Genomic DNA, 22,364 nt, shown 5'->3' with positions numbered 1-22,364 from the left:
TCAGGCGACCTTTGCTTCGACGATCGAGGTCACGCCGAACGGGATGTCGAGCTTGACGCTGGCGACCAGCTCGCCGCTGTCCAGCGCGATCTTGGCCAGTTGGCCCGAGAAGAAGTCGCCGGCCCAGAAGTGCGCGCCGTCGTCGGTGACGCGCAGGAACGACCAGCCCCGGCCTTCCGGCACGGCGTAGGTGCGCAGCACCGAACCGTCCTGGGCCACGCGGCGCACCTCGTTGCCGCAACTGACCAGCACGTCGTCGTTCGGCGTGGCGGCGATGCCGAACACCATGCCCGGCGGATCGGTGCGCACATAGAGCGGGGAAAGCTGGGCGTCGGCCTCGATGTCGTATCGATAGACGGTGTGGCCGGTCTCGGAGACATAGGCCACGGTCTTGCCGTCCGACAGCACGGTCAGGTGAGTGACGCCCAGGAAGCCCATGACGCCGCCATGATACTCGGGGCGATAGAAGCGCGTCACGCGGCCGTCGGCGTCGAAGCGCACCAGGCGGCCCTCTCCGGTGAACGGCGGGGCCTGGCCCGACAGATGCTCGCCGGCCAGGGCGCCGCCGTCGGGCAGGAACACCATAGAGCCCAGGCCCCGGCCGGGGAGAAGCGAGGCCTGGCCGGGCACGCGAAGCCCTTCGGCGTCGATGCGGGTGACGTTGCGGGCGAAGGGGTCCAGCGCGTTGAGCTCGCCGGTGCGGGGATTCACCGCCAAGCCCGAGACCATGCCGAAATCGCCCGTATGCAAGGCCGCCCTGATCTGCAGGTCGGGGCCCAGGAGGAGGATCCTGGAAAGCCCGAGCTTCAGCTTGTCGTCGGTGACCATCGTCGCGGCCACCCAGAGGTCGCCCGCCTGGGGTTTGACGGGGAGGGAAAGGGGGTCGCCGAACATCAAGGTCTCCGTGCGGTCAGGCCCGCGCTTGGCGGGATGCTCGGAGGTTTTCAAAAAGGGACCGACCGGTCAATTTTCTAGTCGGCGCTATCCGCCTGACGAGAAACAGCCGCATCGACGCCGGTCTGGTAGCGGCCCATCACGTGGTCCAGCATGCCTACGACACGCTCCCAGGCCAAGTCGTCATGCAGGTCGAAACCGAAGAAATTCGGCTCGAACTTGGCCCGCATGCCCACATAGGACACGGCCGACAGCATGGTCATGGCGATGGCCAGCAGTTCCTTGTCCTCGCTGCGCTGGCCGATGAACAGGCGCTCGTACTCTTCCCAGATGCGGATGCGCACGGCGGTGACGGCGTCGCGCAGTTCCGGCGGTCCGGCGAATTCGCCCGCCATGATCGTGGCCACGGCCGGGTGGGCGCGCAGCGACGAGGCGTAGGTGCGCACCAGCATCCGCAGGCGCTCCATCGGCGGGCGCTGGTGGAAGGTCTCCAGCGGCTCGTCCAGCATGTCGGAGAGGCGAGGCCAGATGCCGGTGCGACGCACCCAGGCGTCGGCGACGCCGCCCAGGCCGCCGAAATAGTCATATATTTGTTTCTTGCCGACGCCGGCTTCCTTGATTAGGGCGTTCACACCCGCGTCGTGGACGCTTCCGCGCTCCATAAGACGCCCGAACGCCTCTACGATCGCTGCTTCGGTGGCGATCCGGCGCGATTGCCGAGGCTTGGTTGCGGGCGCTACGTCTGTCAGCATGGCGGGACTTTCCTGAACTCCTATCCGATGGACGGACAAACGCTTTATCGCAAGACCTGTATTGGTCCGGCTCCATCATCTTGACCGTCGGGGAACAGTCGCGGGGAACGCGGCGGGGTGTGGTCAAGATTTGAAGAGGGGAGTCATGACCAAGTCGGCAATGAGTATCTATGGCGCGAGCGCGAGCGCTCTTACGCTTCTGATTTGTTCGGGGCAAGCCCTCGCGCAAACGACAACTTCAGATGATATGACGGTGATTGGGGAGATCACCGTAACGGCACGTAATAAGTCTGAATCTCTGCAGGACGTTCCGATCACCATCAACGCCGTGTCGGCCGAGACGATCGAACGCCGTAATATTTCCGACATCAGCCGTGTGGCGCAATCGACCGCCGGTCTGACTTTTGACCAGGGCCTGACGCCCAGCGACACGCGCCCGGCCATTCGCGGCGTGCAAGCCGTGCGCGGTCGTCCGAACGTGGCCATCCTGGTGGATGGGGTCGACACGTCGTCGGAAGCCTTCGCCACCGCCGGCGGCGGCGCCCTGGCCTCCCTGCGCTTCGTCGACGCCGAGCGCATCGAGATCGTGAAGGGTCCGCAGAGCGTGCTCTACGGTCGTTCGGCCTTCTCGGGCGCGATCAACTACATCTCCAAGCGTCCGAACCTCGGCGAATTCGAGGGCAAGCTCAGCGTGGAAGCCGGCGATTTCGGCCTGAAGGAGGGCAAGGTCTCGGTTTCGGTCCCGCTGGTGCAGGACAAGCTGGCGATCAACCTGAACGCCGGGGCCTGGGAAAACGACGGCCAGTACCTCAACAGCGTCAGCGGCAAGCGCGTCGGCGGCGGTGAAGCCAAGGGCGCGGCCTTCAGCGTGCTGATGAAGCCGACCGAGAAGCTGACCGTCTTCGCCCGGGTGCAGAGCTCGCACGAAGAATACGACCAGATGGCCCGAGCCTACATCACGGCGGTCAATCCGCTGACCGGCACGGCCAACACCGCCAATCTCGGCGTCGCGGTCACCGATCCCAGCAACAATCGCCCCGGCTTCACGGTCAAGGGCGACCTCAGCGACGCCGCGGTGGTCAAGAGCCAGACCATCGCCTACTCGCTGGATCCGCGCACGGGCAAGGACTTTACGGGCACGGTCACCGATGCGACCCGCGCCTCGTTCGAGGTCAACTACGAAAGCGATTGGGGCACCTTCACCTCGCTGACCGGCATCACCCGCGGCGAGACCACCCAGGTCCAGGACTTCGACAACTCCAACAACAGCCTCAGCGGCAATGTCCTGCCGCTCTATGCGGGCATGGCGCCGTTCTACGGCTCGCTCTACCAGTACCTGGGCTTCCTGCGCGCCTACGGCCTGAACTACTCGACCGTGGCGCCGACCGGCGGCCTGCCGGCCATCGGCTTCTCGGTTATGCTGGACGACGACTTCGACACCAAGCAGCAGAGCCAGACGCTGCGCTGGAGCAAGGACTTCGGCAAGCTGCGGACCTCGTTGGAAGGCCTGTACTTCCATGAGACCGCCAGCCAGATCAACAAGGACCAGTTCTGGATGCGTGAGGGTTCCGATCCTCGCCTGACCATCCTGACGGCGCTCTTCATGGGCGGCGGCGCGACGGCGAGCGGGGCCTTCCAGGCGCCGACCACGACCGCGAAGGCCACGGCGGACTATCCGCTGAAGATCTCGCGCGAGACGGACTCGCTGTCCTGGGCCGGCAGCGTCGAATACGACGTCACCGACGCCCTGACCCTGCGCTTCGACGGTCGCTACATCGAGGAACGCGTCGCCTATCGCGGCAGCCCGTACCAGCCGATGTACTACCGCCTGTTCGGCGTGCAGCTGGTCTGTCTGCAACAGCTGGGTTGCGCCGCCGGTCCGGCCGGCACCGTCGCCGCTCGCAACGCCCAACTGGCCAAGACCACCCAGATCGACAAGAAGACCGTCCGCGCGGACGCCTTCACGCCGAACTTCGTGGCCAACTACAAGATCACCTCGCGCAACTCGGTCTACGCGTCGTACGGCGAAGGCTTCAAGCCGGGCGGCGTCGACACCACCGGCACCAGCGGCAGCGTCGACTCGACCTTCAAGCCGGAGAAGCTGCAAAGCTTCGAAATCGGCTCGAAGAACGTGTTCCTCGGCGGCGACCTGGTCCTGAACGGGGCGATCTTCTTCAACCGCTACAAGAACCAGCAGATCGGCACCACCAAGGTGCTCGGCGGGACCTCGGTTCCGTCGGTCGAGAACGCCGGTGAAAGCGAAAGCAAGGGCATCGACCTGACCAGCGACTGGCGGGCTGCGCACTGGCTGACGCTGAGCGGCAACTACACCTACACCGACGCCGAGTTCACCGACTACAAGGTCCCGACCCCCGGTTACTTCGACCGGATCGAGTCCACTGGCGGCGACTACACCGGCAAGGCCGTTCCGCTGACGCCCAAGCACAGCTTGAACGTCTCGGCCCTGGTCACCGGCGAGCTGCCGAAGATGTCGAACTGGTCGTGGACCGCCGAACTGTCGGGCCGCTACCAGTCCAAGCGCTACATGACCCAGAACAACCTGACCTGGCTGCCGAGCTACTTCGTCTCGGATCTGCGGGCCGGGATCACCGATGGGTCGTGGGGCATCGACGTGGCCGTGACCAACCTGTTCGACGACGACACCCCGAAGAACGCCATCGCGGCGACCGACTTCGGCTTCTTCGACCTGAACAACAACACTCCGCCGCGCTCCTACGTGGTTTCTCTGCCCGAGAAGCGCGCCGCCTCGATCCGCATCAGCAAGACCTTCTGATCTTTCTGAACGCGTGACCTTCAAGGCCCGGCGCCCCTGCGCGCCGGGCCTTTTCCTTGCCCCCAAAGTTTTCTGGAGTTCCCGATGGCAGCGCCCAAGAACCCCGAGCGGTTCGGCATATTGGCGATCGAGCCTGGCGTGCGCGCCGGCCACATGTGGACCGCGCTCTATGCCGCCTTCGTCAATATCGGCCTGGCCACGACGGTCGCGGTGATGACGCCCTACGTGCTGAGCGCCAATCTCGGCGTGCCGCTGGATCGCCAGGGCTCGGTCCTGGGGATCCTGAACCTCGTCAACGAGGTGGCGCTGCTGTTCGTGTTCGGCCTGGCCGGGGCCCTGGCCGACCGGGTGGGCCGCCGCGCGGTCTACGCCATCGGCTTCCTGGCCACGGCGGCCGGCTACCTGCTGTTCCCGCTGGCCACCAATATCTGGGACCTGTCGCTCTACAAGGTGGTCTACGCCATCGGCATCGGGGCCACGACCGGCATGCTGTCGACCATCCTGGCCGACTATGTGAAGGCCCGCGACCGGGGCAAGATCGTCGCCCTGTCGGGCATCCTCAACGGGCTGGGCGTGGTTATTCTTGCCTTGGCCATCGGCAAGCTGCCGGCCGTGTTCGTCGGCCAGGGCATGGACGAAAAGACCGCCGGCCAGGCCGCGCTGGCCATCGCCGCGGCCCTCTGCCTGGTCTCCGCCGCCGTGATGTGGCTGGGGCTCAAGCCGGGCGCGGCGGCCCGCACCGTGGAGCGGCCCAAGCTGTCGGCACAGCTGGGCGTGGGCGTCGCGGCCGCGAAGTCCAATCCGCGCATTGTCCTGGCCTATGCCTCGGCCTTCGTGGCGCGGGGCGATCTCGCCATCGTCGGCGCCTACGCCATCGCCTGGGGCAAGAAGGCGGCGCTGGAGAACGGCGCTAGCCTGGCCGACGCCCTCGACCAGGGCCGCATCCCGTTCATCGTCGCCCAGTCGGCGGCGCTGCTTTGGCCGGTGGTCATCGCCCTGATGATCGACAAGGCCCACCGCCTGACGGCCCTGGCGGCCTGCATGCTGCTGGGCGCGGTCGGCTACCTGGCGACGATGTTCATCGACGACCCGCTCAGCAAGGCGGCCCTGCCGCTGTTCGTGCTGCTGGGCGTTGGCCAGATCAGCGCCTTCATCGGCTCCCAGGCCCTGATCGGCAAGGAAGCGCCGGAAGAGGGCAGGGGCGCCGTGATCGGCTTCTTCAACCTGTGCGGCGCCTTCGGCATCCTGGTGCTGGGCACCCTGGGCGGCGTGCTGTTCGACGTGATCAGCCCGGCCTCGCCGTTCGTGCTGGTCGGCATCCTCAACGCGGCGGTCGGTTTCGGCTGCATCTATCTGCGGCTGAAGGAGGCCAAGAGCCCTGTGGGGCAGGAGGCCTAGGAGGCCTTCTTGGTCCTGGCGGAGGCGGCTTTCTTCGGAGCCGCCTTCTTCGCCGGCGTCTTGGCGGCCGGGGCCTTGCCGCCCAGGCTCCTGCGCAGGGCTTCCATCAGGTCGACGACGTTGGTGTCGTCGACCGGCGCGGCGGTCACCTTGGTCTTGCCGCCCTTCTCCTTGCGCTTGATGAGGTCGCGCAGCGCCTCCTCGTAGCGGTCCTTGAAGTCCTTGGGCTCGAAGGGGCCGTCCTGCTGCTCAATGATCTTGCGGGCGATGGCGATCATCGACGGATCGGCCTTCTTGGCCGGGATGTCGTCGAACAGGTCGGCCGGATCGCGCACCTCGTCGAACGATCGCAGCGAGTAGGCCACCAGCCCCTTGCCGCGCGGCTCGATGGCCAAAAGGCGCTCGCGGGTGTGCATGACGACGCGGCCCAGCGCGATGCGCCGGGCGCCGGCCATGGCGTCGCGGATCACGCTATAGGCCTCGACCGCCAGCTTGCCGTCGGGGACCAGGAAATAGGGATTGTCCCAGTAGAGGCGGTCGATGTCGGCCACGTCGACGAAGCGCTCTATGTCGATGGTGCGGGTGCTTTCCAGCCGCACGCTCTCGATCTCTTCCGGCGTGACGATCACGTAGCGGTCCTTCTCGACCTCGTAGCCCTTGACGAGGTCCGAGCGCTCGACCGGCCCCAGGTCGGGATCGGTCGCCACCATCCGGATGCGGTTGTGGGTCTTGGGGTGCAGCAGGTTGAAGCGCACCTCGCCGCCGGGGTTGGTGGCGGTGTAGAGCGCCACCGGGCAGGTGACGAGCGAGAGCCGCAGATGGCCCTGCCATGTGGGACGCGGGGCCATCTGCGTGTCGCTCCTACTTCTTGGCGCCCACCAGCGCCTTCTTCATCGTGGTCACCGCGGGCTCGTCAGGCGTCTCGGTATTGGCCGCCTGGACCGTGGGATCGCCCTTCAGCGCCGCCACGAAGTCGTCGCGCCAGGCGGTCACGTCCTGGCGGGTGACGTTGTCCATCAGGTCTTCCCAGCGGCGCTTGCGCTCGGCCTCGTCCATGGCCAGCGCCCGGCTCAGCGCGTCCGAGATCTCCTCGGGGCTGTTGGGGTTGATGATCAGCGCTTCCTTCATCTGTCGCGCGGCGCCGGCGAAGCGCGACAGGATCAGCACGCCCGGATCCTCGGGGTTCTGCGAGGCCACGTACTCCTTGGCCACCAGGTTCATGCCGTCGCGCAGGGGCGTGACCAGCGCCGCCTTGGCCGCGCGATAGACCCCGGCCAGCTCGTCGCGCCGGTAGGAGCGGTTGAGATAGCGGATCGGCGTGAAGTCCATCTCGGCATAGGCGCCGTTGATCCGGCCGATCAGGCCGTCCAGGCGATGGCGGATGTCCTGGTAGGCCTCGACCTCGTCGCGCGACAGCGGGGCGATCTGCAGCAGCATCACCTCGCGCCGCGCCTCCTCGTGATCGTGCAGGAAGCGCTCGAAGCCGAGCAGCCGCTCTTCCAGGCCCTTGGAATAGTCCAGGCGGTCTACGCCCACGACCATCTTGCGGAACACGCTGTGGGCCGCCATCCGGTCATAGACCCGCATGGCCCGCGGGCTCTTGGTGATGCGGGCGAAGTCCTCGGCGTCGATGCCGATCGGGAAGGCCCCGGCCTCGGTGATCTGGCCGAAGGCGCGCAGGCGGCCGTCCTCGGTCTTCTCGCCGCCGACCTCGTTGAGCACGTAGCCCTCGAAGGCCTGCAGGTTCTCCTCGGTCTGGAAGCCGATGACGTCATAGTGGAACATCGCCTCCACCAGCGGCCGGTGGCGGGGCAGGGTGACAACCAGCTGGTGGGCGGGCCAGGGGATGTGCAGGAAGAAGCCGATGCGGTTGGTCACGCCCAGCCGCCTCAGCTCCCGCGCCATCGGGATCAGGTGATAGTCGTGCACCCAGATGATGTCGTCCGGCTCGATCAGCGGGCGCAGGGTCTCGGCGAAGCGCTTGTTGACCCGGTCGTAGCCCTCGCCGAACGAGCGGTCGTAGGCCGTCAGGTCGACGCGGTAGTGGAACAGCGGCCACAGCGTCTTGTTGGCGTAGCCGTTGTAGTACTCCTGGTAGTCGCCTTCCTCGAGGTCGACCGTGGCCACCGTCACGCCCTCGACGCGCTGCATGTTCAGCTGGCCGGTGAACTCGGGCGTGGTCTTGCCGCTCCAGCCGAACCAGATGCCTGAATATTCGCGCAGGGCCGCGGCCAGGGCCATGGCCAGGCCGCCGACGCTTTCCTCGCCCTTGCCGGACGGCGGGTTGACGCGGTTCGAAACGACGATCAGGCGGCTCATCGCGCGACCTCGCTTTCGGCAATCGACCTGGCGGCGGCGTCCAGCCAGGCGTGAACGGCCTCTGGACCGTCGAGGCGATAGCTCGCCGCGCTCGGCCGCTCGGGGCCCACCAGCACGCCGTAGCCGCCCAGGCGTCGGGCGGCCTCGAAGCCGTCCTCGTCGGTCAAATCATCGCCGATGAAGATCGGCAGCGCGCCGTCGAAGGCCGGTTCGCGCAGCAGGGCGGCGACCGAAGAGCCCTTGTCCTGGCCGGGCGTGCGCAGTTCGGCGACCATGTCGCCCAGTTGCAGGACGAGGCCGGTCTGGCGCTTCAGGCGCTCGGCGGCCTCGATCACCGCGTCGGCGGCCGACGGGGTGTTGCGATAGTGCAGGCCGACGCTGAGGTGCTTGTCCTCGAAGATCAGGCCGCGATCGCAGCGGGCCAGATCGGCCAGCACGTCGCGCGCTTCGGCCAGGCCCTCGTGGGGCTGGGCGCGGAACACGCCCTCGGGGGTGCGACGCTCCAGGCCGTGGACGCCGGCCATGTAGGCCAGGGCGCCGTCGCCCAGGATGCGGGTAAGGTCGTCCAGCGAACGGCCGCTGATCACGGCCACGCGGTCGTTGAAGGCTTCGCGCAGGCGCGCGATCAGCGCCGCGCGCGCGGCGTCGGGGCCGACGTCGTCGGGACGCGGCATGATGGGCGCGAGCGTACCGTCGAGGTCGAGGAACAGCGCGCAGTTGGCAGGAATACTGGTGGGCGGCGGCGGAAGATCCGACGACGCAAGCCGAGCGGCAGACCCGTACGTGGTCATGCAGTTAGGCCCCTTTCACTATGGAACTCAGCCGTCAAAAACGCCCCGGGGCCCGGTTCGATCCCCCCGACACAGCGATCGGGGGGTCACGTTTGACTGACCAAAACGTGAGGCCGAAGGGGTTGACCCAGCTTCAGCGTACCGAAGTCCAGGGCCTGCTGAGCAGCGCCGCGCAGTTGATCAGACCTACCAACGAATAGGTCTGCGGGTAGTTGCCCCAAAGCTCGCCGTCCTCGAAACCGATGTCCTCCGAGAGCAGGCCCGCTGAGGTGCGGCGGTCGAGCATTTCCTGGAACAGGGACCGGGCTTCCTCGACCCGGCCTTCGAGATAGAGCGCCTCGACCAGCCAGAAGGTGCAGATGTTGAAGGCCGTCTGCGGCGTGCCGAAGTCGTCGGGCAGGGCGTAGCGCAGCAGGTAGCTGCCCTTGCGCAGGCCCGCCTCGATGGCCGCCACGGTGGCCTTGTTGCGCGGGTCGTCGGCGGCGATGAAGCGCAGGTCCACCAGCTGCAGCAGGCTGGCGTCCAACTCCTCGCCGCCGAAGGTGGCCGCGAACCGGCCCAGGGCCTCGTTCCAGGCGCGGGTGTCGATCGCCTCGCGCACCTTGGCCGCGCGGTCGTTCCAGAACTTGGCGCGGTCGGTAAGGCCCAGCTTCTCGGCGACGTTGCCCAGGCGGTCGCAGGCGGCCCAGCACATCACCGACGAATAGGTGTGCACATTGGCCCGGCCGCGGAACTCCCACAGGCTGGCGTCGGGCTGGTCGTGCAGCTGGAAGGCCCGCTCGCCCACCGGCTCCAGCGCCTTGAAGTCCTCGATGGTGCCCGGTCGCAGCAGCCGCTCGTCGAAGAAGGCCTGGGTCGAGGACAGGATGATCTGGCCGTAGACGTCGTGCTGCTGGTGCTCGAAGGCCTGGTTGCCGATCCGCACCGGCCCCATGCCGCGATAGCCGGGCAGGTCAGGGGCGAAGCGCTCGATCAGCGCCGGCTCGTAGCCGACCCCGAAAAGCGGCTGGATGTGGCCGCCGGCCGCCCGGTCGACGATGTTGCGCAGGTAGGCGAGGTAGTTCTCCAGGATGTCGGCCGCGCCCAGCCGGTTCAGGGCCTGGACCACGTAATAGGCGTCGCGCAGCCAGCAGTAGCGGTAGTCCCAGTTGCGGCCGCTGTTGGCGTGCTCGGGGATCGAGGTGGTCATCGCCGCCACGATCGCCCCGGTCTCCTCGTGCATGCAGAGCTTCAGGGTGATGGCCGCGCGGATCACCGCCGACTGCCAGTCCAGGGGCACGGCCAGGCCCCGCACCCAGTTCAGCCAGTAGTCCTCGGTCTGTTGCAGCATCCGCGCGCAGGTGGCGCCGACGTCGGCGTCGAAGCCCTCGTCGGCCCCGAGGAACATCGCCAGGGTCCGCTCCACCCGGAAGGTGCGCTCTTCCAGGATGTGCGAGACCGGGCAGTCCGTGGTCAGCCGCAGCGTCATGTCCGAGCACAGGTAGCGGATGTGGTTGGAGCCGTTGGTGTGCTCGGCCAGGCGTCCGCCCCAGTTGGCGGTCGGGCGCAGGCGGATGGTGGCGCGGCACACCCCGCTGATCGGCCTCACCAGGCGGATGAAGGCGGTGGGGCGATAGATCCGGCCGAACTGCTGGAAGCGCGGCGCGAAGTCGATGATCTCCAGGCTCGCCCCGTCGGCGTCGGTGACCACGGTGCGCAGGATCGGGGTGTTGCGCAGATAGGCCTGCTCGACCTTGACCGCCCCGTCGACGACCACGTCCCACAGGCCCTTGCCGCCCTCGAACGGCGGCTCCAGCCCGCCCAGCAGGGTGCTGAACACCGGGTCGGAGTCGATGCGTGGCATGCACCCCCATACGAAGCGGCCGTCGCGGTCGATGAGGGCGCTGACCGAGCAGTTGCCGATCGGAAACAGGTCGAGGTTCTGGGGCATGGTCTTTGTTCTTGTTACGCTTTTGGGGAAATCAGCAGCGGGTCAGGATCGGCACGGTCGAGCGCCGTCCACCCTGGACGGTGACGTGTCGGCCGACATGTTCGAAGGCCAGGTCGGTGAGCCGGTCGCCCACTCCCAGGTTCTCGATCGACAGGCTGTCGATGCCGATCGGCAGGCGAGGCTCCTGGATCCGGATCTCGCCGGCCCACCCGTCGACGGTGATGCCCAGGCAGGCTTGCAGCATCATGAAGGCCGAGCCGGCGGCCCAGGCCTGGGGCAGGCAGGCCACCGGATAGGCGACCGGCGGCTCGCCCGGCTGGCGGGGGAAGCCGCAGAACAGCTCCGGCAGGCGCATCTCGTAGTGGGCGGCGGTTTCGAACAGGCCCGAGGTCATGCGCACCACCCCGTCGCGGTGGCCGTAGCGGGCCAGGCCCATGGCGCAGATGGCCGTGTCGTGCGGCCAGACCGAGCCGTTGTGATAGCTCATCGGATTGAAGCGCGGCTCGCCCTCGGCCAGGGTCCGCACGCCAAAGCCGTTGTTGAACGCCGCCGACAGCAGGGTGTCGGCCACCTTGGCCGCGCGCTCGGGCGAGGGCAGGCCGCAGAATAGCAGGTGGCCCGGATTGGAGCCGCGCACGCGGCAGGGCTTGCCGTGACCGTCGACGGCCATGGCGTAGAACCCTTTGTCCTCCATCCAGAACCGCTCCTCGACCATGGTCCGCAGATGCTCGGCCTTGGCGCTCCAGCGCTCGGCGTCGGCGGTCTCGCCCCGGCGACGGGCCAGGTCGGCCATGCCCTTGAAGGCGGCGAAGGCGTAGCCCTGCACCTCGACCACGGCGATCGGCCCGTCGGGGAACTTGCCGTCGGCATGGAAGACGCTGTCCTCGCTGTCCTTCCAGTTCTGGTTGGAGAGGCCGGTGTCGGCGCCGCGGGCGTAGTCGATCAGGCCGTCGCCGTCGCTGTCGCCGAACTGCTCGATCCAGGCCACGGCCGCCCGCAGGGCGTCCCACAGCCCGTCGATGAAGGCCAGGTCGCCGGTCCGCTCGGCATAGGCGCAGGCCAGGGCCACGAACAGCGGCGTGGTGTCGACCCCGCCGTAGTAGCGGCCGAAGGGCAGCTCGCCGAGCCTCGTCATCTCGCCCTTGCGGGTCTCGTGCATGATCTTGCCCGGCGCGCTGTCGCGGAAGGCGCTGACCTCCTCGGCCTGGTGCTCGGCGAGGTAGCCCAGCACCCCCTTGGCCAGCCGGGGCTCGATCCACAGCACCTGCCAGGCGGTGATGATCGCGTCGCGGCCGAACGGGGTCGAGAACCAGGGGATGCCGGCATAGGGATAGGGGCCGGTCTCGAACTCGGTGGTCAGCAGGGCGAGATCCGCCCGCGACTTTTCCAGCCAGTCGTTGAACAGGCGCCCCGAACTCTTCAGCCGCGCTCCGCGCCGGCGACGGCCGCGCATGTCCAGGCGGGCCCGGGCGGCGGCGGCGCGCCAGCGCTCGCGGGTCGGCGGATGATCCGGAACCGGCCCGACCTCGAGATAGAGGTCGAAATGGGTCTCCGGCGTCAGCATGAACATGAACTCGGCCCGCTGCGGCGTCAGGCGGCCGGGCGGTTCGGAGAAGGCGATGACGCTGTCGCGACGCAGCTCGTCCAGGCCCTGATAGGCGAAGTGGACCGAGCGGCCGTTCAGTTCGGCCGGCAGCACCCGGCCCCTGGCCTTGCGCTTGGAGCCGCGCACCTCGAACATGTCGTGGAAATCGGCGTCGTACTCCAGGGCCACCGGCAGGATGACCATGTCGCGGCTGTAGTTCACGAACCGCAGGCGCTCGTAGAGCCGCTCGCACCACAAGAAGCGCTTGCGCTCGACATGGATCGCACCGTGAGGCGCCGAGGCGCCGCCCAGCGACGGCAGGGTCTGGTTGGTCGAGTGCGAGGTGAAGAAGACGTTGTCCTGCGAGACGCTGGCGCTCAGCAGGGCCGGCGGCCGACCGCCGATCAGCAGCCGCAGGCGCGACAGCAGGCGGGTGTCGTCGTGAAACAGGCCATCGGCCGCGCCCAGCACGTCGCCGAAGGCGTCCGCCACCAGGAAGGTGTCGCGGTCCTTCAGGGCGAACAGCCGGTAGGGCACGCGCGGTTCGCCGGTCTCTCCCTGCTCGCCCGCCGTCACCGGGGTCGGCGCCAGATCGTCCATCTCGATGCCCCTTGTCTAAACGCGATCAGCGGCCGCGCCAGGGGAGGCGCGGTCGCTGAACTTGAAAGCTACAATGCGGCCTCAACCCGGCGAGGTTTGGCCGCCTTTAGGTCACGCGCTCTGGGCCAGGGTCAGGCGCGGCGGCTGGGCCGCCTCGTCCAGGCGCGTGTAGAGGTCGAGATAGCGGCGGGCCATGGCGTGGGCCGAGAACCGGGTCTCGAACCGTTCGCGCACGGCCTGGCGCGACAGGTCGGGCAGGCGGCGAAGCGCGGCCACGGCCTCGTCCTCGTCGTCGACGATGAAGCCGGTGACGCCTTCCTCGATCACCTCGGGCACCGAACCCCACTGGTAGGCGATCACCGGCGTGCCGCAGGCCATGGCCTCGATCATCACCAGGCCGAACGGCTCGGGCCAGGCGATGGGGAAGAGCAGGGCGTCCGCGCCGCCCAGGAAAGCCGACTTCTCGGCGTCGCCGATCTCGCCCACGAACTCGACCAGCGGATGGTCCAGCAGCGGCTCGACGACGGTGTGGAAGTATTCGCGGTCGGCGGCGTCGACCTTGGCGGCGATCTTCAGCTTGCGACCCAGGCGCTTGGCGATGGCGATCGCCCGCTCGGGGCCCTTCTCGGGCGAGATCCGTCCGAGGAAGGCCAGGTAACCCTCTGACTTCGGATGATATTCGTAGATCTCGGCGCACATGCCGTGCAGCACCGTCCCGGCCCAGTTGGCGAAGGGCAGGGGCGCGCGCTGGCTGTCGGAGATCGACACCAGCGGAAACTGAGGCCAGCGGCGGTAGACGCCCGGCAGGTCCTTCAGGTCCAGCCGCCCGTGCAGGGTGGTCAGGGTCTTCTGCGCCATGCCCTCGAACAGCGGGAAGTGGAGCATGTCGGTATGGAAGTGGATGACGTCGAACTCGTCGGCGCGGCGGCGCACCTCGGCCAGCATGGCGATGTGCGCGGCGAGGTCGGATTTCAGCGGGGCGGGATCCAGGCGGATGGCCTGGTCGCGGACGACCACGAGGTCGGCCTTGGTCTTGGCTTCGGCGGAGGCGAACAGGGTGACCTCATGGCCGAGGTCGACAAGCGCGTCCGTCAGGTGCGCGACCACCCGTTCTGTGCCCCCGTAAAACCGTGGCGGCACGGCTTCGTACAGGGGCGGAACCTGGGCGATTCTCATTCTGGCTGTCCTGACAAGGACGATTGTGGCGCAAAGGCGCCGTCGTCGAACTGCAAACCGCGAGTGTGGCGTTAAGGTTCCGCAACGTGAGAAAGAACCAAATGACGACCTTGGCCGTTGGGCTTTCACGATACTCGCGTTGACGACCCCGACGCGGAATTGCCATTTGGGAAGCGCGCGGAGGGGCCGCGCGCAACGTGCGTGCGAGACCCGTCGACGGTGAGCCAGAGCCTGAAAGTTTCGACCGTCCTTCTCGGGGCGGCCCTGTGGATGTCGGCGGCCCCGGCCGTTCTCGCTCAAGCTCAGGTTCGGCCGCCACGCGCGCCGCAGCAGGCGCCCGTGGCCGTGCCCGCGCCGCCGGCCCTGCGCGCCGACCAGATCGACCTGCTGGTCAAGGCGCTGAACGACGCGCCCTCGCACGGCTTCGAGCCCGGCGTCTTCGCGCCCGACCGCGCCCTGGCCCTGCTGGACTCGCGCAACGGCGCCGACCGCCAGGCCGGCGTCGCCCAACTGGTGGCCCTGACCATGCGCTACGCCAAGGCCGTACATAGCGGCCGGCTGGCGCCCGCCGATTTCGACGGCAACTGGGGCCTGCGTCCCGCCGCCTATGATCCGGCCCCCGGCTTCGCCGCCGCCGTGCAGAACGACCGCCTGGCCGGCTGGCTGGAAGACCTCTCGCCGCCCTATACCGGCTACCAGACCCTGCAGAAGGGCCTGGTGGTCTATCGCGACCTCGCCGCCAAGGGCGGCTGGGCGGTGATCCCCGAAGGTCCGCCGCTGAAGCTGGGCGACAAGGGCGATCCGCGCATCGCCCAGCTAGAGGCCCGCCTGGCCGTCGAGGATCCGACCATCGCCGTCGACAAGGCCCCGGTGTTCGACGAGGCCCTGCAACAGGCGCTGATGCGCGCCCAGAAGCGCTTCGGCCTCAATCCGGACGGCGTGCTGGGCAAGGGCACGCTGGCGGCGCTGAACGTGCCGGTTCAACTGCGCATCGACCAGATCGTCGCCAACATGGAGCGCTGGCGCTGGCTGCCGGAAGAGCTGCCGGCCGACCGCATCCAGGTCAATATCGCCGCCGCGGTGATGAGCGTCTTCCACCACGACGCCCCGACCCTGACCATGCGCGCCGTCACCGGTCGTCCGGGCGACGAGACGCCGATGTTGCAGTCGCAGATCCACTCGATCGTGCTGAACCCGCCCTGGAACGTACCCAGCTCCATCGCCACCAAGGAGCTGTGGCCCAAGGAGCGCGCCAATCCCGGCTACCTGGCCCGCAACGACTTCATCGTCATCCCGACAGAGGGCGGCGGCACGCGCCTTCAGCAGAAGGCCGGCGACAAGGCCGCCCTGGGCCTGGTGAAGTTCGACTTCAACAACCCCTACGGCGTCTACCTGCACGACACCCCGTCGCGCGCGAAGTTCGCCAGCTACAGCCGCCTGGCCAGCCACGGCTGCGTGCGCCTGGAAAAACCGATCCCTCTGGCCAAGCAGCTGCTCGACGGCAGCGCCGAATGGACGGCCGAGAACGTCGACGCCACCATCGCCTCGGGCAAGACCGTGCGCGCCCAGCTGCCCAAGCCGATGGCCGTCTATCTGCTCTACTGGACCGCCTACGTGACCCCGGACGGGCAGGTGAATTTCCGCGACGATCCGTACGGCTGGGACAAGGCCCTGGTGCAGCGTATCGCCGCATCCAAGGCCGTCTGAGCGCCTCGCCCGAGCGGTCAAGCCGCTGTCTTTGCAGCACTTGAAGCGTGGCCGCAGCGGTGAATGCTCAGGCTTTCGGCGGCCGCGCGTCCATTGGCCCGGCTTGACCCGACGGCCCTCGTCAGGCCTCTTTTGGTGCGTAAGCCTTTCCGATCGGGAAAGTTTATCGTGTTCCAAGTAAGCGTCGGCGGCCTCTTAGGCGGCCTGACGCGGTCAGTCGGGAAAGCGTATCTATGATCGAACGACGCAAGCTCCTGGGCCTTGGCCTGGGTGTGCTGGGCGCCAGTGCGGTCGGGCCGATGGCGGCCTTCGCACAGTCCAAGTTCGGCCCCGGGGCCGATCCCATCGCCGACCTGCTGATGAAGCAGGGCGACCTGGGCAATGCGGCCGAGGGCATGCCTGAGAACGGCCTTCCCGAAGCGCCGGTTCCCGTCGCCGAGCCGAAACGCATCATTTCCGCCGAACCGCGCTGGGTGAAGCTGCACAACGTGCACACCCAGGAGAAGCTCGAAGCCGTCTATTTCGAGAAGGGCGAGTACGTGCCCGACGCGGTCCAGGCCCTCGACAAGGTGCTGCGCGACTATCGCACCGGCGACGTCTCGGAGATGAACCCGAAGCTTTACGACATCATGGCGGGCCTGGCGGCGCGCACCGAGAGCAAGTCGCACTTCCAGATCATCTCCGGCTATCGCTCGCCCAAGACCAACGCGATGTTGCACGCGCGCAGCGGTGAAGTCGCCAAACGCAGCCTGCACATGGACGGCAAGGCCATCGATCTCTATCTGGAGGATGTCTCCCTGGATCGGCTGAGGACCGCGGCCCTCGATCTGAAGCAGGGCGGTGTCGGGTACTATCCCGTCAGCAATTTCGTTCACGTGGATGTCGGCGCGGTCCGACGCTGGGTCGGCTCCTAGGATCGGAGTCTTCCCCTTAGGGAGCTCCAGATGGCCAAGGCCGAACGTCGCGGCAATCCTTTGGGATGGATCGTCCTGGGTTTCGTCGTCGGGGCGGTCGCCGCCCTGGGCGTGATCCTGGTGGTCAGCGCCGGGGTCGGTTTCGAGAGCTCCGGCTACGAAGAGGGCGCCGAGGTCCGCACCACGGCCGACGACGCGGCCAGCGCGGCGACCGTCCGCACGCCCGCCGCCCAGGCCGCTCCGGCCCCTGTCGCGCCGGAACCCGAAAAGCCGCCGGTCGTCGAGGCGCCGCCCGCCACGCCCAAGCCCGCGCCCGAGATCGACCCGCAGATGGCCGACGACGCGGCTGCGGCTGGCATGACGTCCAGGACGCGCCAGTAGTTTCCCTCTCCCAGAGGGTGAGGGTGGGGCCCAGGCGATCGGCTACGCCGCCACCTTCTCCCTATGGGAGAAGGGACCTCAGAGCCCGATCCGCCGCGACCCTTCCGCCACGGTCACCACGTCGAAGCCGGCGTTGACCGCGCCGTCGACCAGCCGTTCCAGCGCCTGCACAGTACAGCCCCAGGCCGACGGCTGCTCGGCCACGTCGTGGGTGTAGAGGATCAGCCAGGCCTTTCGACGGTGGGCCTTGTCCAGCCAGTGCAGCGCCGTCGCCTCGCCGTCCTCGCCCTCGATGCCGACGGCCGGCGCCTGGTTGAGGTCGGCGCCATTGGCGATCAGGCCGTGGTGCAGAGCCCTCAGCGTCTTGAAGCGGCCGGCCAGGGCCGTCTTGGCCGGGGCGGCCACGTCACCGTACGGATAGGCGAAGCTGACGGCGTTCCCCACGCCCCACGCGGCCAGGGCGTCGGTGTTCTGCGCCACGTCGGCCAGGGCGACCTGCGTCGTCGCCTGGCCGCAGTCGAGGTGGCTGAAGGTGTGGCAGCCGATCTCGTGGCCGGCCGCGTGCAGGCGGGCGGCGTCCTCGCCGGTGGCGTAGCGGCCCATGGGCCCGTCGCGCCCGGTCAGGCCGGCGGCGAAATAGTAGGTGCCGCGAAAGCCCCGGCTTTCCAGCACCCGGGCCCCGGCCTCGCAGGCGGTGGCCGGCGCGTCGTCGAAGCTGAACGACACCATCGGCCGCGTGAGCTTCACCCGCGCGGGACGGCGATGCTGCAGGCGGATCAGCCGACGGCGGACCTTGCCCTTCAGCGAGCGGTCCGGCTCGTAGGCGTCCACCTTCTCGTAGGTCTGCTCGATAGCGGTCATCACACGGCGTCCGAATAGAGGGCGGCCCGGTAGAGCCGCATGGAAAAGGCGCGAAGCGGGGTGGGCAGGTTCTCGGCCAGGGCGATGGCCTTGAGCCACGGCCGCCAGGTCCCGCGCAGCGGAACCGCCTTCAGGGCCTTGGCGACCTTGTAGCTGGGATAGGCGCTGACCACGTCGCGGTGGGCGGCCACCACGCGGGCGAAGTTGGCGGCCGACTGCTCGTACTTGGCGGCCATCACCGGCGCGGGATCGAGACCCAGGTGCGTGGCGGTGTTGTCGACGTGCAGGATCGGGTGGGCGCGGGCGACCCGCATGGCCCATTCGACGTCCTCCCAGCCCCAGCCGGCGAAGCCTTCGTCGAAGGCGATGGTCTCGAAGACGTCGCGACGCACAAGGAGGTTGGAGGTGAAGACGTGCTTCTCGGGCGCCTGGGCGCGCTGCGGCGCGGGCGTGCAGTCGCTCTTCAGCGCCATGGCCCGGTGCAGGGCGTGCTCGGGCCGGATGGGGGTCTGGTCGAGGGTGAAGCCGCCGAAGGCCACCGGCGCGTCATCGCCCGCCACCGCCAGCCAGCGGGCCAGGAAGTCCTTGGGATCGGGCAGCATGTCGCTGTCGAGGAACAGAAGGTGCCGGCCACGGGCGTGGGCGGCCAGGCGGTTGCGGCCCTGGGCGCGGCCGGCGTTGCGCGACAGCCGCACGAAGCGGGCGGGGCGCTTGAGGCCCGCGACCAGCTTGCCGATCCGCGCGGCCAGGGCCTCGTCGCCGCCGCCGTCGTCCAGCACGACGATCTCGACCTTGTCGTCTTTTCCATCAAGCGCGCGCAGCAGGGCCGTCGGGTCGTCGCGGAAGGTGGGGATCAGCACCGACAGGCGCGGGGCGGCCGTGCTCCACGCGGCGTTGTCGGTGACGGTTTCTGTGATCGGGGCGGTCATGCGGTGCGGAACCTGCGGGTGAGAACGGCAAGCCTCGCGCGGGCGCCGCCGGCGTCGAGCAGCAGGGCCGCGCCGCCGAAGGTCGCCGCTCCCAGGCCGGCCTTGAGGATCAGTTCGAACAGGCCGCCGATGTCGGGCAGGGCCAGCACCACGGCCGCCATCAGGGCGCAGGCCAGGCCCGTCCTGGCCAGGGCCTCCCAGGGGATCGGCAGGGCGCAGGCCCGGCGGCCCAGCACCCCGGCGGCGATCGCGCCGAGGGCGTAGCTGGCGGTGGTGGCCCACAGCGCGCCGGAAAGGCCGAACCGCGGGATCAGGATCAGGTTCAGCACGAGGTTGGCGCCGGCCGGGATCGCCATGCAGGCGCTCAGCATCGTCGTACGCCGGCCAAGCGTGAAGGCCTGAAGCAGGTAGTAGGTGGTCACGCCTGACAGCCAGCCGCTAGCGGCGATCCACGGCGTCACGCCCGCTGCGCCCTCGCGCAGGGCCGGGCCGATCATCACCTCGGTCAGCGGCCGGGCGACCAGCGCCAGGCCCACGGCCGCGGGCAGGGTCAGCAGCACCATGAAGTCGGCCTGCTCGCGGGCGCTTTCCTCCAGCGCCGGCCGGCCGCCGCGCTCCAGAGCCGCGACCATGGCAGGACCACCGGCCATGCCCAGCCAGATGAACACCACGTCCAGCGTGCGCGAGCCCAGCGAATAGCCGGCGTGGTAGACGCCGACCGCGCTCTCGTCGAGGAAGGCGGCCAGCAGGAAACGGTCGGTGGTCGACAGCACCAGGGCCAGGATCAGCGAGAACGCCACCGGCACGCCGTAGGCGGCGTAGGTCTTGGCCATCGCCCTGTCGAACGTCCCGCCCTTGAGGCGCTTCAGGTCGGTCGGCAGCACGAACACCAGGCACAGCAGGGCGACCCCGCCTGTGCCCAGGATCGGCGCCGCGCCGCCCAGGCCCACCAGGGCCAGCACCAGGCCCAGGGCGAAGCCGCCGACCGTCTGGATCACGTCCAGCAGGGCCGCGCCCGACACCTCGCCGGCGGCGCGGCGGCGCTCCTGGGACATCTTGGCCAGGCTCTTGACCGCGGCGGCGGCGAAGGCGGCGGCGACGGCGACCTTCAGGGCCGGGGCCATGGGCCAGAACCGCAGCGCCACGGCGGCGACGACCGGGATCGCCAGGGCCATCAGGATCCACAGCCGATAGAGCGTGGCGAAATGGTCGGGCAGGCGGCCGTCCTCGTCGGCGCGGGCCAGGAAGCGGGCCATGGCCGCCTCGGTCCAGGTCAGGAACGCCGTCTGGGTCAGGCTCAGCACCGAGAACGCCAGCGCGTAGATCCCGTACTCGGCCGGGGACAGGATCTGCGTGAACAGCACGATCGTCAGGAGGCCGACGACCCCCTGGGCGATGTTGACGGGCAGGTAGCCCAGGACGCCGCGCCAGAACATGGTCAGCGCACGGCGGTCTTGTCGCCCAGAAGGCAGGGGACGGTCATCAGGATCACGTAGAGGTCCAGCCAGAACGACTGGCGCTCGATATATTCGACGTCGTAGGCCACGCGCTGGCGCACCAGCTCGGGCGTGTCGACCGCCCCGCGCGAGCCCTTGATGGCCGCCCAGCCGGTGACGCCGGGCTTCATGCGGTGGCGATGGGCGTAGGTGGCCACCAGCTTGGCCGACTCCACGTCGCCGGTCATCATGCCGATGGCGTGCGGGCGCGGGCCGACCATCGACATCTCGCCGGCCAGCACGTTGAACAGCTGCGGCAGTTCGTCGAGGCTGGTGCGGCGGATGAACTTGCCGACGCGGGTCACGCGGTCGTCACCGACGCTGACCTGGCGCGCGGCCTTGGCGTCGGCCATGTCGTGCCGCATCGAGCGGAACTTCCAGACCAGGATCGCTTCGTTGTTGAAGCCGTGGCGGCGCTGGCGGAAGAAGATCGGGCCTGGGCTGTCCAGCTTCACCGCCAGGGCCACGCCCAGCATCACCGGCGCGGCCACCACGAGGCCGACCCCGGCGACCGCCAGGTCTTGCAGCCGCTTGGCCATCGCCCGACGGGCGTCGGTCGGCGCGCCCGACAGATCGGCCAGATGCGACAGGGCAGCGTCGCGATCGGCGTCGCCGCCGACGTCGACGATCATGCTGACGGGGTTGGGCAGCTCCGACAGCCGCTCGACCAACTGGCCGACGCGGGCCTGGGCGGTGGATTCGACGGCGATCACCACGCGGTCGACGAAGGGCATGATGCGGTGGTCGACCAGGGCCTTGGTGTCGCCCAGCACCGGCACGCCCAGCACGGCCTCGGGGGCGCGGGCGGCGCGGTCGTCGAACACGCCCAGCACGTTGACCTCGCCAGTGCGCAGGGCCGCGGCGATCAGCCGCTCGGCGTTGGTGGTGGCGCCGACCAGCACGATGTTGGGCGTCAGCTTGCCGATGCGGCGGCCATGGCGGACCACGGCCCACCAGGTCGCGTGCAGCGCCAGGAACGCGGGCAGGGCGGCCAGCAGCCAGCCGGTCACGGCGTGCGCGCCCGGCGACAGCGGGGTCAGGACAACGACCTGCACGGCGATCGCCGAGGCGCCGATGGCCGAGCCGACGCGCAGCAGGTGGCGGATCAGCGGCTCGCGGTGAGCAAAAGCGTAGGCTTCCAGCCCGTGCAGGGCGACCAGCAGCACCCCTGCGCCCACGAGCGGGGCGACGAGGCCGCCGCTGCGGGCGATCCAGAAGGCGAGGGCGACGGCGAGAACCGCATCGGCGACGCGGAAGGCGCGAGTCAGGTTCTGGATCTGCACCCGGGCGCGCGCCGGGGTCAGGCGTTCCGGTCGGAACGGTCCGCGCCGGCTGCGTGCGGCGTCCGAAGCATGGCTTGCGTCCGCTGGGCGGGCGAGGGCGGAACTCATGATCGCTCTTGGGCTTCTGCGCACTGGAGAACGAGGTTCAACCTAGCGTGGCCGTCTGAGCGTCGCGTTAACGCGATTTTCCTTCACGCCTCGATTGTCATTCGCCAGCGAACAGGCTATCGAACCGCTCCCTCTCAGGAGGAGACGTGGCCGAGAGGCTGAAGGCACCGCTTTGCTAAAGCGGCATACCTCAAAAGGGTATCGAGGGTTCGAATCCCTCCGTCTCCGCCATCCCCCTTCCAGAAGCAGCAATTTTCGCCCGACGGCGCCGTCGGCGCGCTTTGCCATGTCTGGCGTTCAGGCAACGATAATGCCCATCAACATATTGTAATTTCTAGGAAATGCCTTCCAGTGGAAGGGCTCCGTCAGTGCTTGTCGACGGGATGTCGCTTGTCGCCCCTGCGCTTGCTTCCGAACCGCATGCGGTTCGGAAGCAGGACCAACGG

The 22,364-nt window shown here is 68.6% G+C and carries 17 protein-coding genes and 1 tRNA gene; 6 read left to right on the top strand and 12 right to left on the bottom strand.

The window, feature by feature from the left end; genetic code table 11:
- Both V6S85_RS08215 and V6S85_RS08210 read right to left on the bottom strand, forming a co-directional pair.
- On the bottom strand, window positions 1–894 hold the full coding sequence (locus V6S85_RS08215) for an SMP-30/gluconolactonase/LRE family protein (RefSeq protein WP_334348643.1): 894 nt from the start codon (window positions 892–894) through the stop codon (window positions 1–3).
- A gap of 77 nt (window positions 895–971) precedes the next feature.
- Window positions 972–1,526, bottom strand: coding sequence for a TetR/AcrR family transcriptional regulator (locus V6S85_RS08210; RefSeq protein ID WP_165829086.1), 555 nt, complete (start codon window positions 1,524–1,526; stop codon window positions 972–974).
- Window positions 1,527–1,893: 367 nt separating this feature from the next.
- Here V6S85_RS08210 and V6S85_RS08205 point away from each other — a divergent pair, with 367 nt between their 5' ends.
- Both V6S85_RS08205 and V6S85_RS08200 read left to right on the top strand, forming a co-directional pair.
- Window positions 1,894–4,440 carry a TonB-dependent receptor gene (locus tag V6S85_RS08205; protein ID WP_334348642.1) on the top strand — a complete coding sequence of 849 codons (2,547 nt, stop codon included), beginning with the start codon at window positions 1,894–1,896 and terminating at the stop codon, window positions 4,438–4,440.
- A gap of 84 nt (window positions 4,441–4,524) precedes the next feature.
- Window positions 4,525–5,838, top strand: coding sequence for an MFS transporter (locus tag V6S85_RS08200; RefSeq protein ID WP_334348641.1), 1,314 nt, complete (start codon window positions 4,525–4,527; stop codon window positions 5,836–5,838).
- Here V6S85_RS08200 and ku read toward each other — a convergent pair.
- The 6 genes from ku to V6S85_RS08170 all read right to left on the bottom strand — a co-directional run bounded on the left by ku (window position 5,835) and on the right by V6S85_RS08170 (window position 14,239).
- The gene (ku, locus tag V6S85_RS08195; RefSeq protein WP_334348640.1) at window positions 5,835–6,686 is read right to left on the bottom strand and encodes a non-homologous end joining protein Ku; all 852 of its coding nucleotides are present in this window, start codon (window positions 6,684–6,686) and stop codon (window positions 5,835–5,837) included. The two genes, V6S85_RS08200 and ku, sit on opposite strands and share 4 nt — an antisense overlap.
- A gap of 13 nt (window positions 6,687–6,699) precedes the next feature.
- Entirely contained in the window at window positions 6,700–8,157 is a 1,458-nt protein-coding gene (otsA, locus tag V6S85_RS08190; RefSeq protein WP_116569988.1) for an alpha,alpha-trehalose-phosphate synthase (UDP-forming), read from the bottom strand.
- Complete coding sequence (gene otsB, locus V6S85_RS08185; protein ID WP_116569987.1) at window positions 8,154–8,948, bottom strand: trehalose-phosphatase; 795 nt, start codon at window positions 8,946–8,948, stop codon at window positions 8,154–8,156. The genes otsA and otsB overlap by 4 nt, the downstream gene beginning before the upstream one ends.
- Window positions 8,949–9,081: 133 nt before the next feature.
- On the bottom strand, window positions 9,082–10,878 hold the full coding sequence (locus V6S85_RS08180) for a glycoside hydrolase family 15 protein (protein ID WP_334348639.1): 1,797 nt from the start codon (window positions 10,876–10,878) through the stop codon (window positions 9,082–9,084).
- Between the two features lie 31 nt (window positions 10,879–10,909).
- Window positions 10,910–13,063 carry an amylo-alpha-1,6-glucosidase gene (locus tag V6S85_RS08175; protein WP_334348638.1) on the bottom strand — a complete coding sequence of 718 codons (2,154 nt, stop codon included), beginning with the start codon at window positions 13,061–13,063 and terminating at the stop codon, window positions 10,910–10,912.
- 111 nt (window positions 13,064–13,174) lie between these two features.
- Window positions 13,175–14,239, bottom strand: a complete 1,065-nt coding sequence (locus V6S85_RS08170) for a glycosyltransferase family 4 protein (protein ID WP_116569984.1) — start codon at window positions 14,237–14,239, stop codon at window positions 13,175–13,177.
- Window positions 14,240–14,509: 270 nt separating this feature from the next.
- On the opposite strand from V6S85_RS08170, the gene V6S85_RS08165 reads away from it, so the two are divergent.
- The 3 genes from V6S85_RS08165 (at window position 14,510) to V6S85_RS08155 (ending at window position 17,241) form a co-directional block, all read left to right on the top strand.
- Window positions 14,510–15,946 carry a L,D-transpeptidase family protein gene (locus tag V6S85_RS08165; RefSeq protein ID WP_334348775.1) on the top strand — a complete coding sequence of 479 codons (1,437 nt, stop codon included), beginning with the start codon at window positions 14,510–14,512 and terminating at the stop codon, window positions 15,944–15,946.
- 233 nt (window positions 15,947–16,179) lie between these two features.
- The gene (locus tag V6S85_RS08160; protein WP_334348636.1) at window positions 16,180–16,860 is read left to right on the top strand and encodes a DUF882 domain-containing protein; all 681 of its coding nucleotides are present in this window, start codon (window positions 16,180–16,182) and stop codon (window positions 16,858–16,860) included.
- 30 nt (window positions 16,861–16,890) lie between these two features.
- Window positions 16,891–17,241 carry a hypothetical protein gene (locus V6S85_RS08155; protein ID WP_334348635.1) on the top strand — a complete coding sequence of 117 codons (351 nt, stop codon included), beginning with the start codon at window positions 16,891–16,893 and terminating at the stop codon, window positions 17,239–17,241.
- Window positions 17,242–17,319: 78 nt separating this feature from the next.
- Here the strand turns inward: V6S85_RS08155 and hfsH are convergent, their stop codons facing one another.
- Genes hfsH through hfsE form a run of 4 tightly spaced genes read right to left on the bottom strand, consistent with a single transcriptional unit; the run spans window position 17,320 to window position 21,918 of the window.
- Window positions 17,320–18,102, bottom strand: a complete 783-nt coding sequence (gene hfsH, locus V6S85_RS08150; RefSeq protein WP_442885649.1) for an oligosaccharide deacetylase HfsH — start codon at window positions 18,100–18,102, stop codon at window positions 17,320–17,322.
- Window positions 18,102–19,031, bottom strand: coding sequence for a polysaccharide biosynthesis protein HfsG (hfsG, locus tag V6S85_RS08145; protein ID WP_334348634.1), 930 nt, complete (start codon window positions 19,029–19,031; stop codon window positions 18,102–18,104). The genes hfsH and hfsG overlap by 1 nt, the downstream gene beginning before the upstream one ends.
- On the bottom strand, window positions 19,028–20,467 hold the full coding sequence (hfsF, locus tag V6S85_RS08140) for a polysaccharide biosynthesis protein HfsF (protein ID WP_116569980.1): 1,440 nt from the start codon (window positions 20,465–20,467) through the stop codon (window positions 19,028–19,030). Before hfsF ends, hfsG begins: the two co-directional genes overlap by 4 nt.
- Before the next feature lie 2 nt (window positions 20,468–20,469).
- The gene (gene hfsE / locus V6S85_RS08135) at window positions 20,470–21,918 is read right to left on the bottom strand and encodes a polysaccharide biosynthesis protein HfsE (RefSeq protein WP_334348633.1); all 1,449 of its coding nucleotides are present in this window, start codon (window positions 21,916–21,918) and stop codon (window positions 20,470–20,472) included.
- A gap of 140 nt (window positions 21,919–22,058) precedes the next feature.
- Here hfsE and V6S85_RS08130 point away from each other — a divergent pair.
- Window positions 22,059–22,149, top strand: a tRNA-Ser gene (locus tag V6S85_RS08130).
- Window positions 22,150–22,364 lie beyond the last annotated feature (215 nt).

The sequence above is a fragment of the Caulobacter sp. CCNWLW153 genome (assembly GCF_036889365.1).
In the GTDB taxonomy this organism is placed as follows: Bacteria; Pseudomonadota; Alphaproteobacteria; order Caulobacterales; family Caulobacteraceae; genus Caulobacter; species Caulobacter radicis.
The sequence above is the reverse complement of the archived record's forward strand: the minus strand, read 5'-3'. Positions and strand labels throughout refer to the sequence as shown.

Excerpts from the sequence above, each read along its gene's own strand:
- V6S85_RS08215 (WP_334348643.1), bottom strand. The coding sequence starts at position 894 with ATGTTCGGCGACCCCCTTTCCCTCCCCGTCAAACCCCAGGCGGGCGAC.
- V6S85_RS08205 (WP_334348642.1), top strand. The coding sequence starts at position 1,894 with ATGACGGTGATTGGGGAGATCACCGTAACGGCACGTAATAAGTCTGAA.
- V6S85_RS08200 (WP_334348641.1), top strand. The coding sequence starts at position 4,525 with ATGGCAGCGCCCAAGAACCCCGAGCGGTTCGGCATATTGGCGATCGAG.
- ku (WP_334348640.1), bottom strand. The coding sequence starts at position 6,686 with ATGGCCCCGCGTCCCACATGGCAGGGCCATCTGCGGCTCTCGCTCGTC.
- otsA (WP_116569988.1), bottom strand. The coding sequence starts at position 8,157 with ATGAGCCGCCTGATCGTCGTTTCGAACCGCGTCAACCCGCCGTCCGGC.
- otsB (WP_116569987.1), bottom strand. The coding sequence starts at position 8,948 with ATGACCACGTACGGGTCTGCCGCTCGGCTTGCGTCGTCGGATCTTCCG.
- V6S85_RS08180 (WP_334348639.1), bottom strand. The coding sequence starts at position 10,878 with ATGCCCCAGAACCTCGACCTGTTTCCGATCGGCAACTGCTCGGTCAGC.
- V6S85_RS08175 (WP_334348638.1), bottom strand. The coding sequence starts at position 13,063 with ATGGACGATCTGGCGCCGACCCCGGTGACGGCGGGCGAGCAGGGAGAG.
- V6S85_RS08170 (WP_116569984.1), bottom strand. The coding sequence starts at position 14,239 with ATGAGAATCGCCCAGGTTCCGCCCCTGTACGAAGCCGTGCCGCCACGG.
- V6S85_RS08165 (WP_334348775.1), top strand. The coding sequence starts at position 14,510 with ATGTCGGCGGCCCCGGCCGTTCTCGCTCAAGCTCAGGTTCGGCCGCCA.
- V6S85_RS08160 (WP_334348636.1), top strand. The coding sequence starts at position 16,180 with ATGATCGAACGACGCAAGCTCCTGGGCCTTGGCCTGGGTGTGCTGGGC.
- V6S85_RS08155 (WP_334348635.1), top strand. The coding sequence starts at position 16,891 with ATGGCCAAGGCCGAACGTCGCGGCAATCCTTTGGGATGGATCGTCCTG.
- hfsH (WP_442885649.1), bottom strand. The coding sequence starts at position 18,102 with ATGACCGCTATCGAGCAGACCTACGAGAAGGTGGACGCCTACGAGCCG.
- hfsG (WP_334348634.1), bottom strand. The coding sequence starts at position 19,031 with ATGACCGCCCCGATCACAGAAACCGTCACCGACAACGCCGCGTGGAGC.
- hfsF (WP_116569980.1), bottom strand. The coding sequence starts at position 20,467 with ATGTTCTGGCGCGGCGTCCTGGGCTACCTGCCCGTCAACATCGCCCAG.
- hfsE (WP_334348633.1), bottom strand. The coding sequence starts at position 21,918 with ATGAGTTCCGCCCTCGCCCGCCCAGCGGACGCAAGCCATGCTTCGGAC.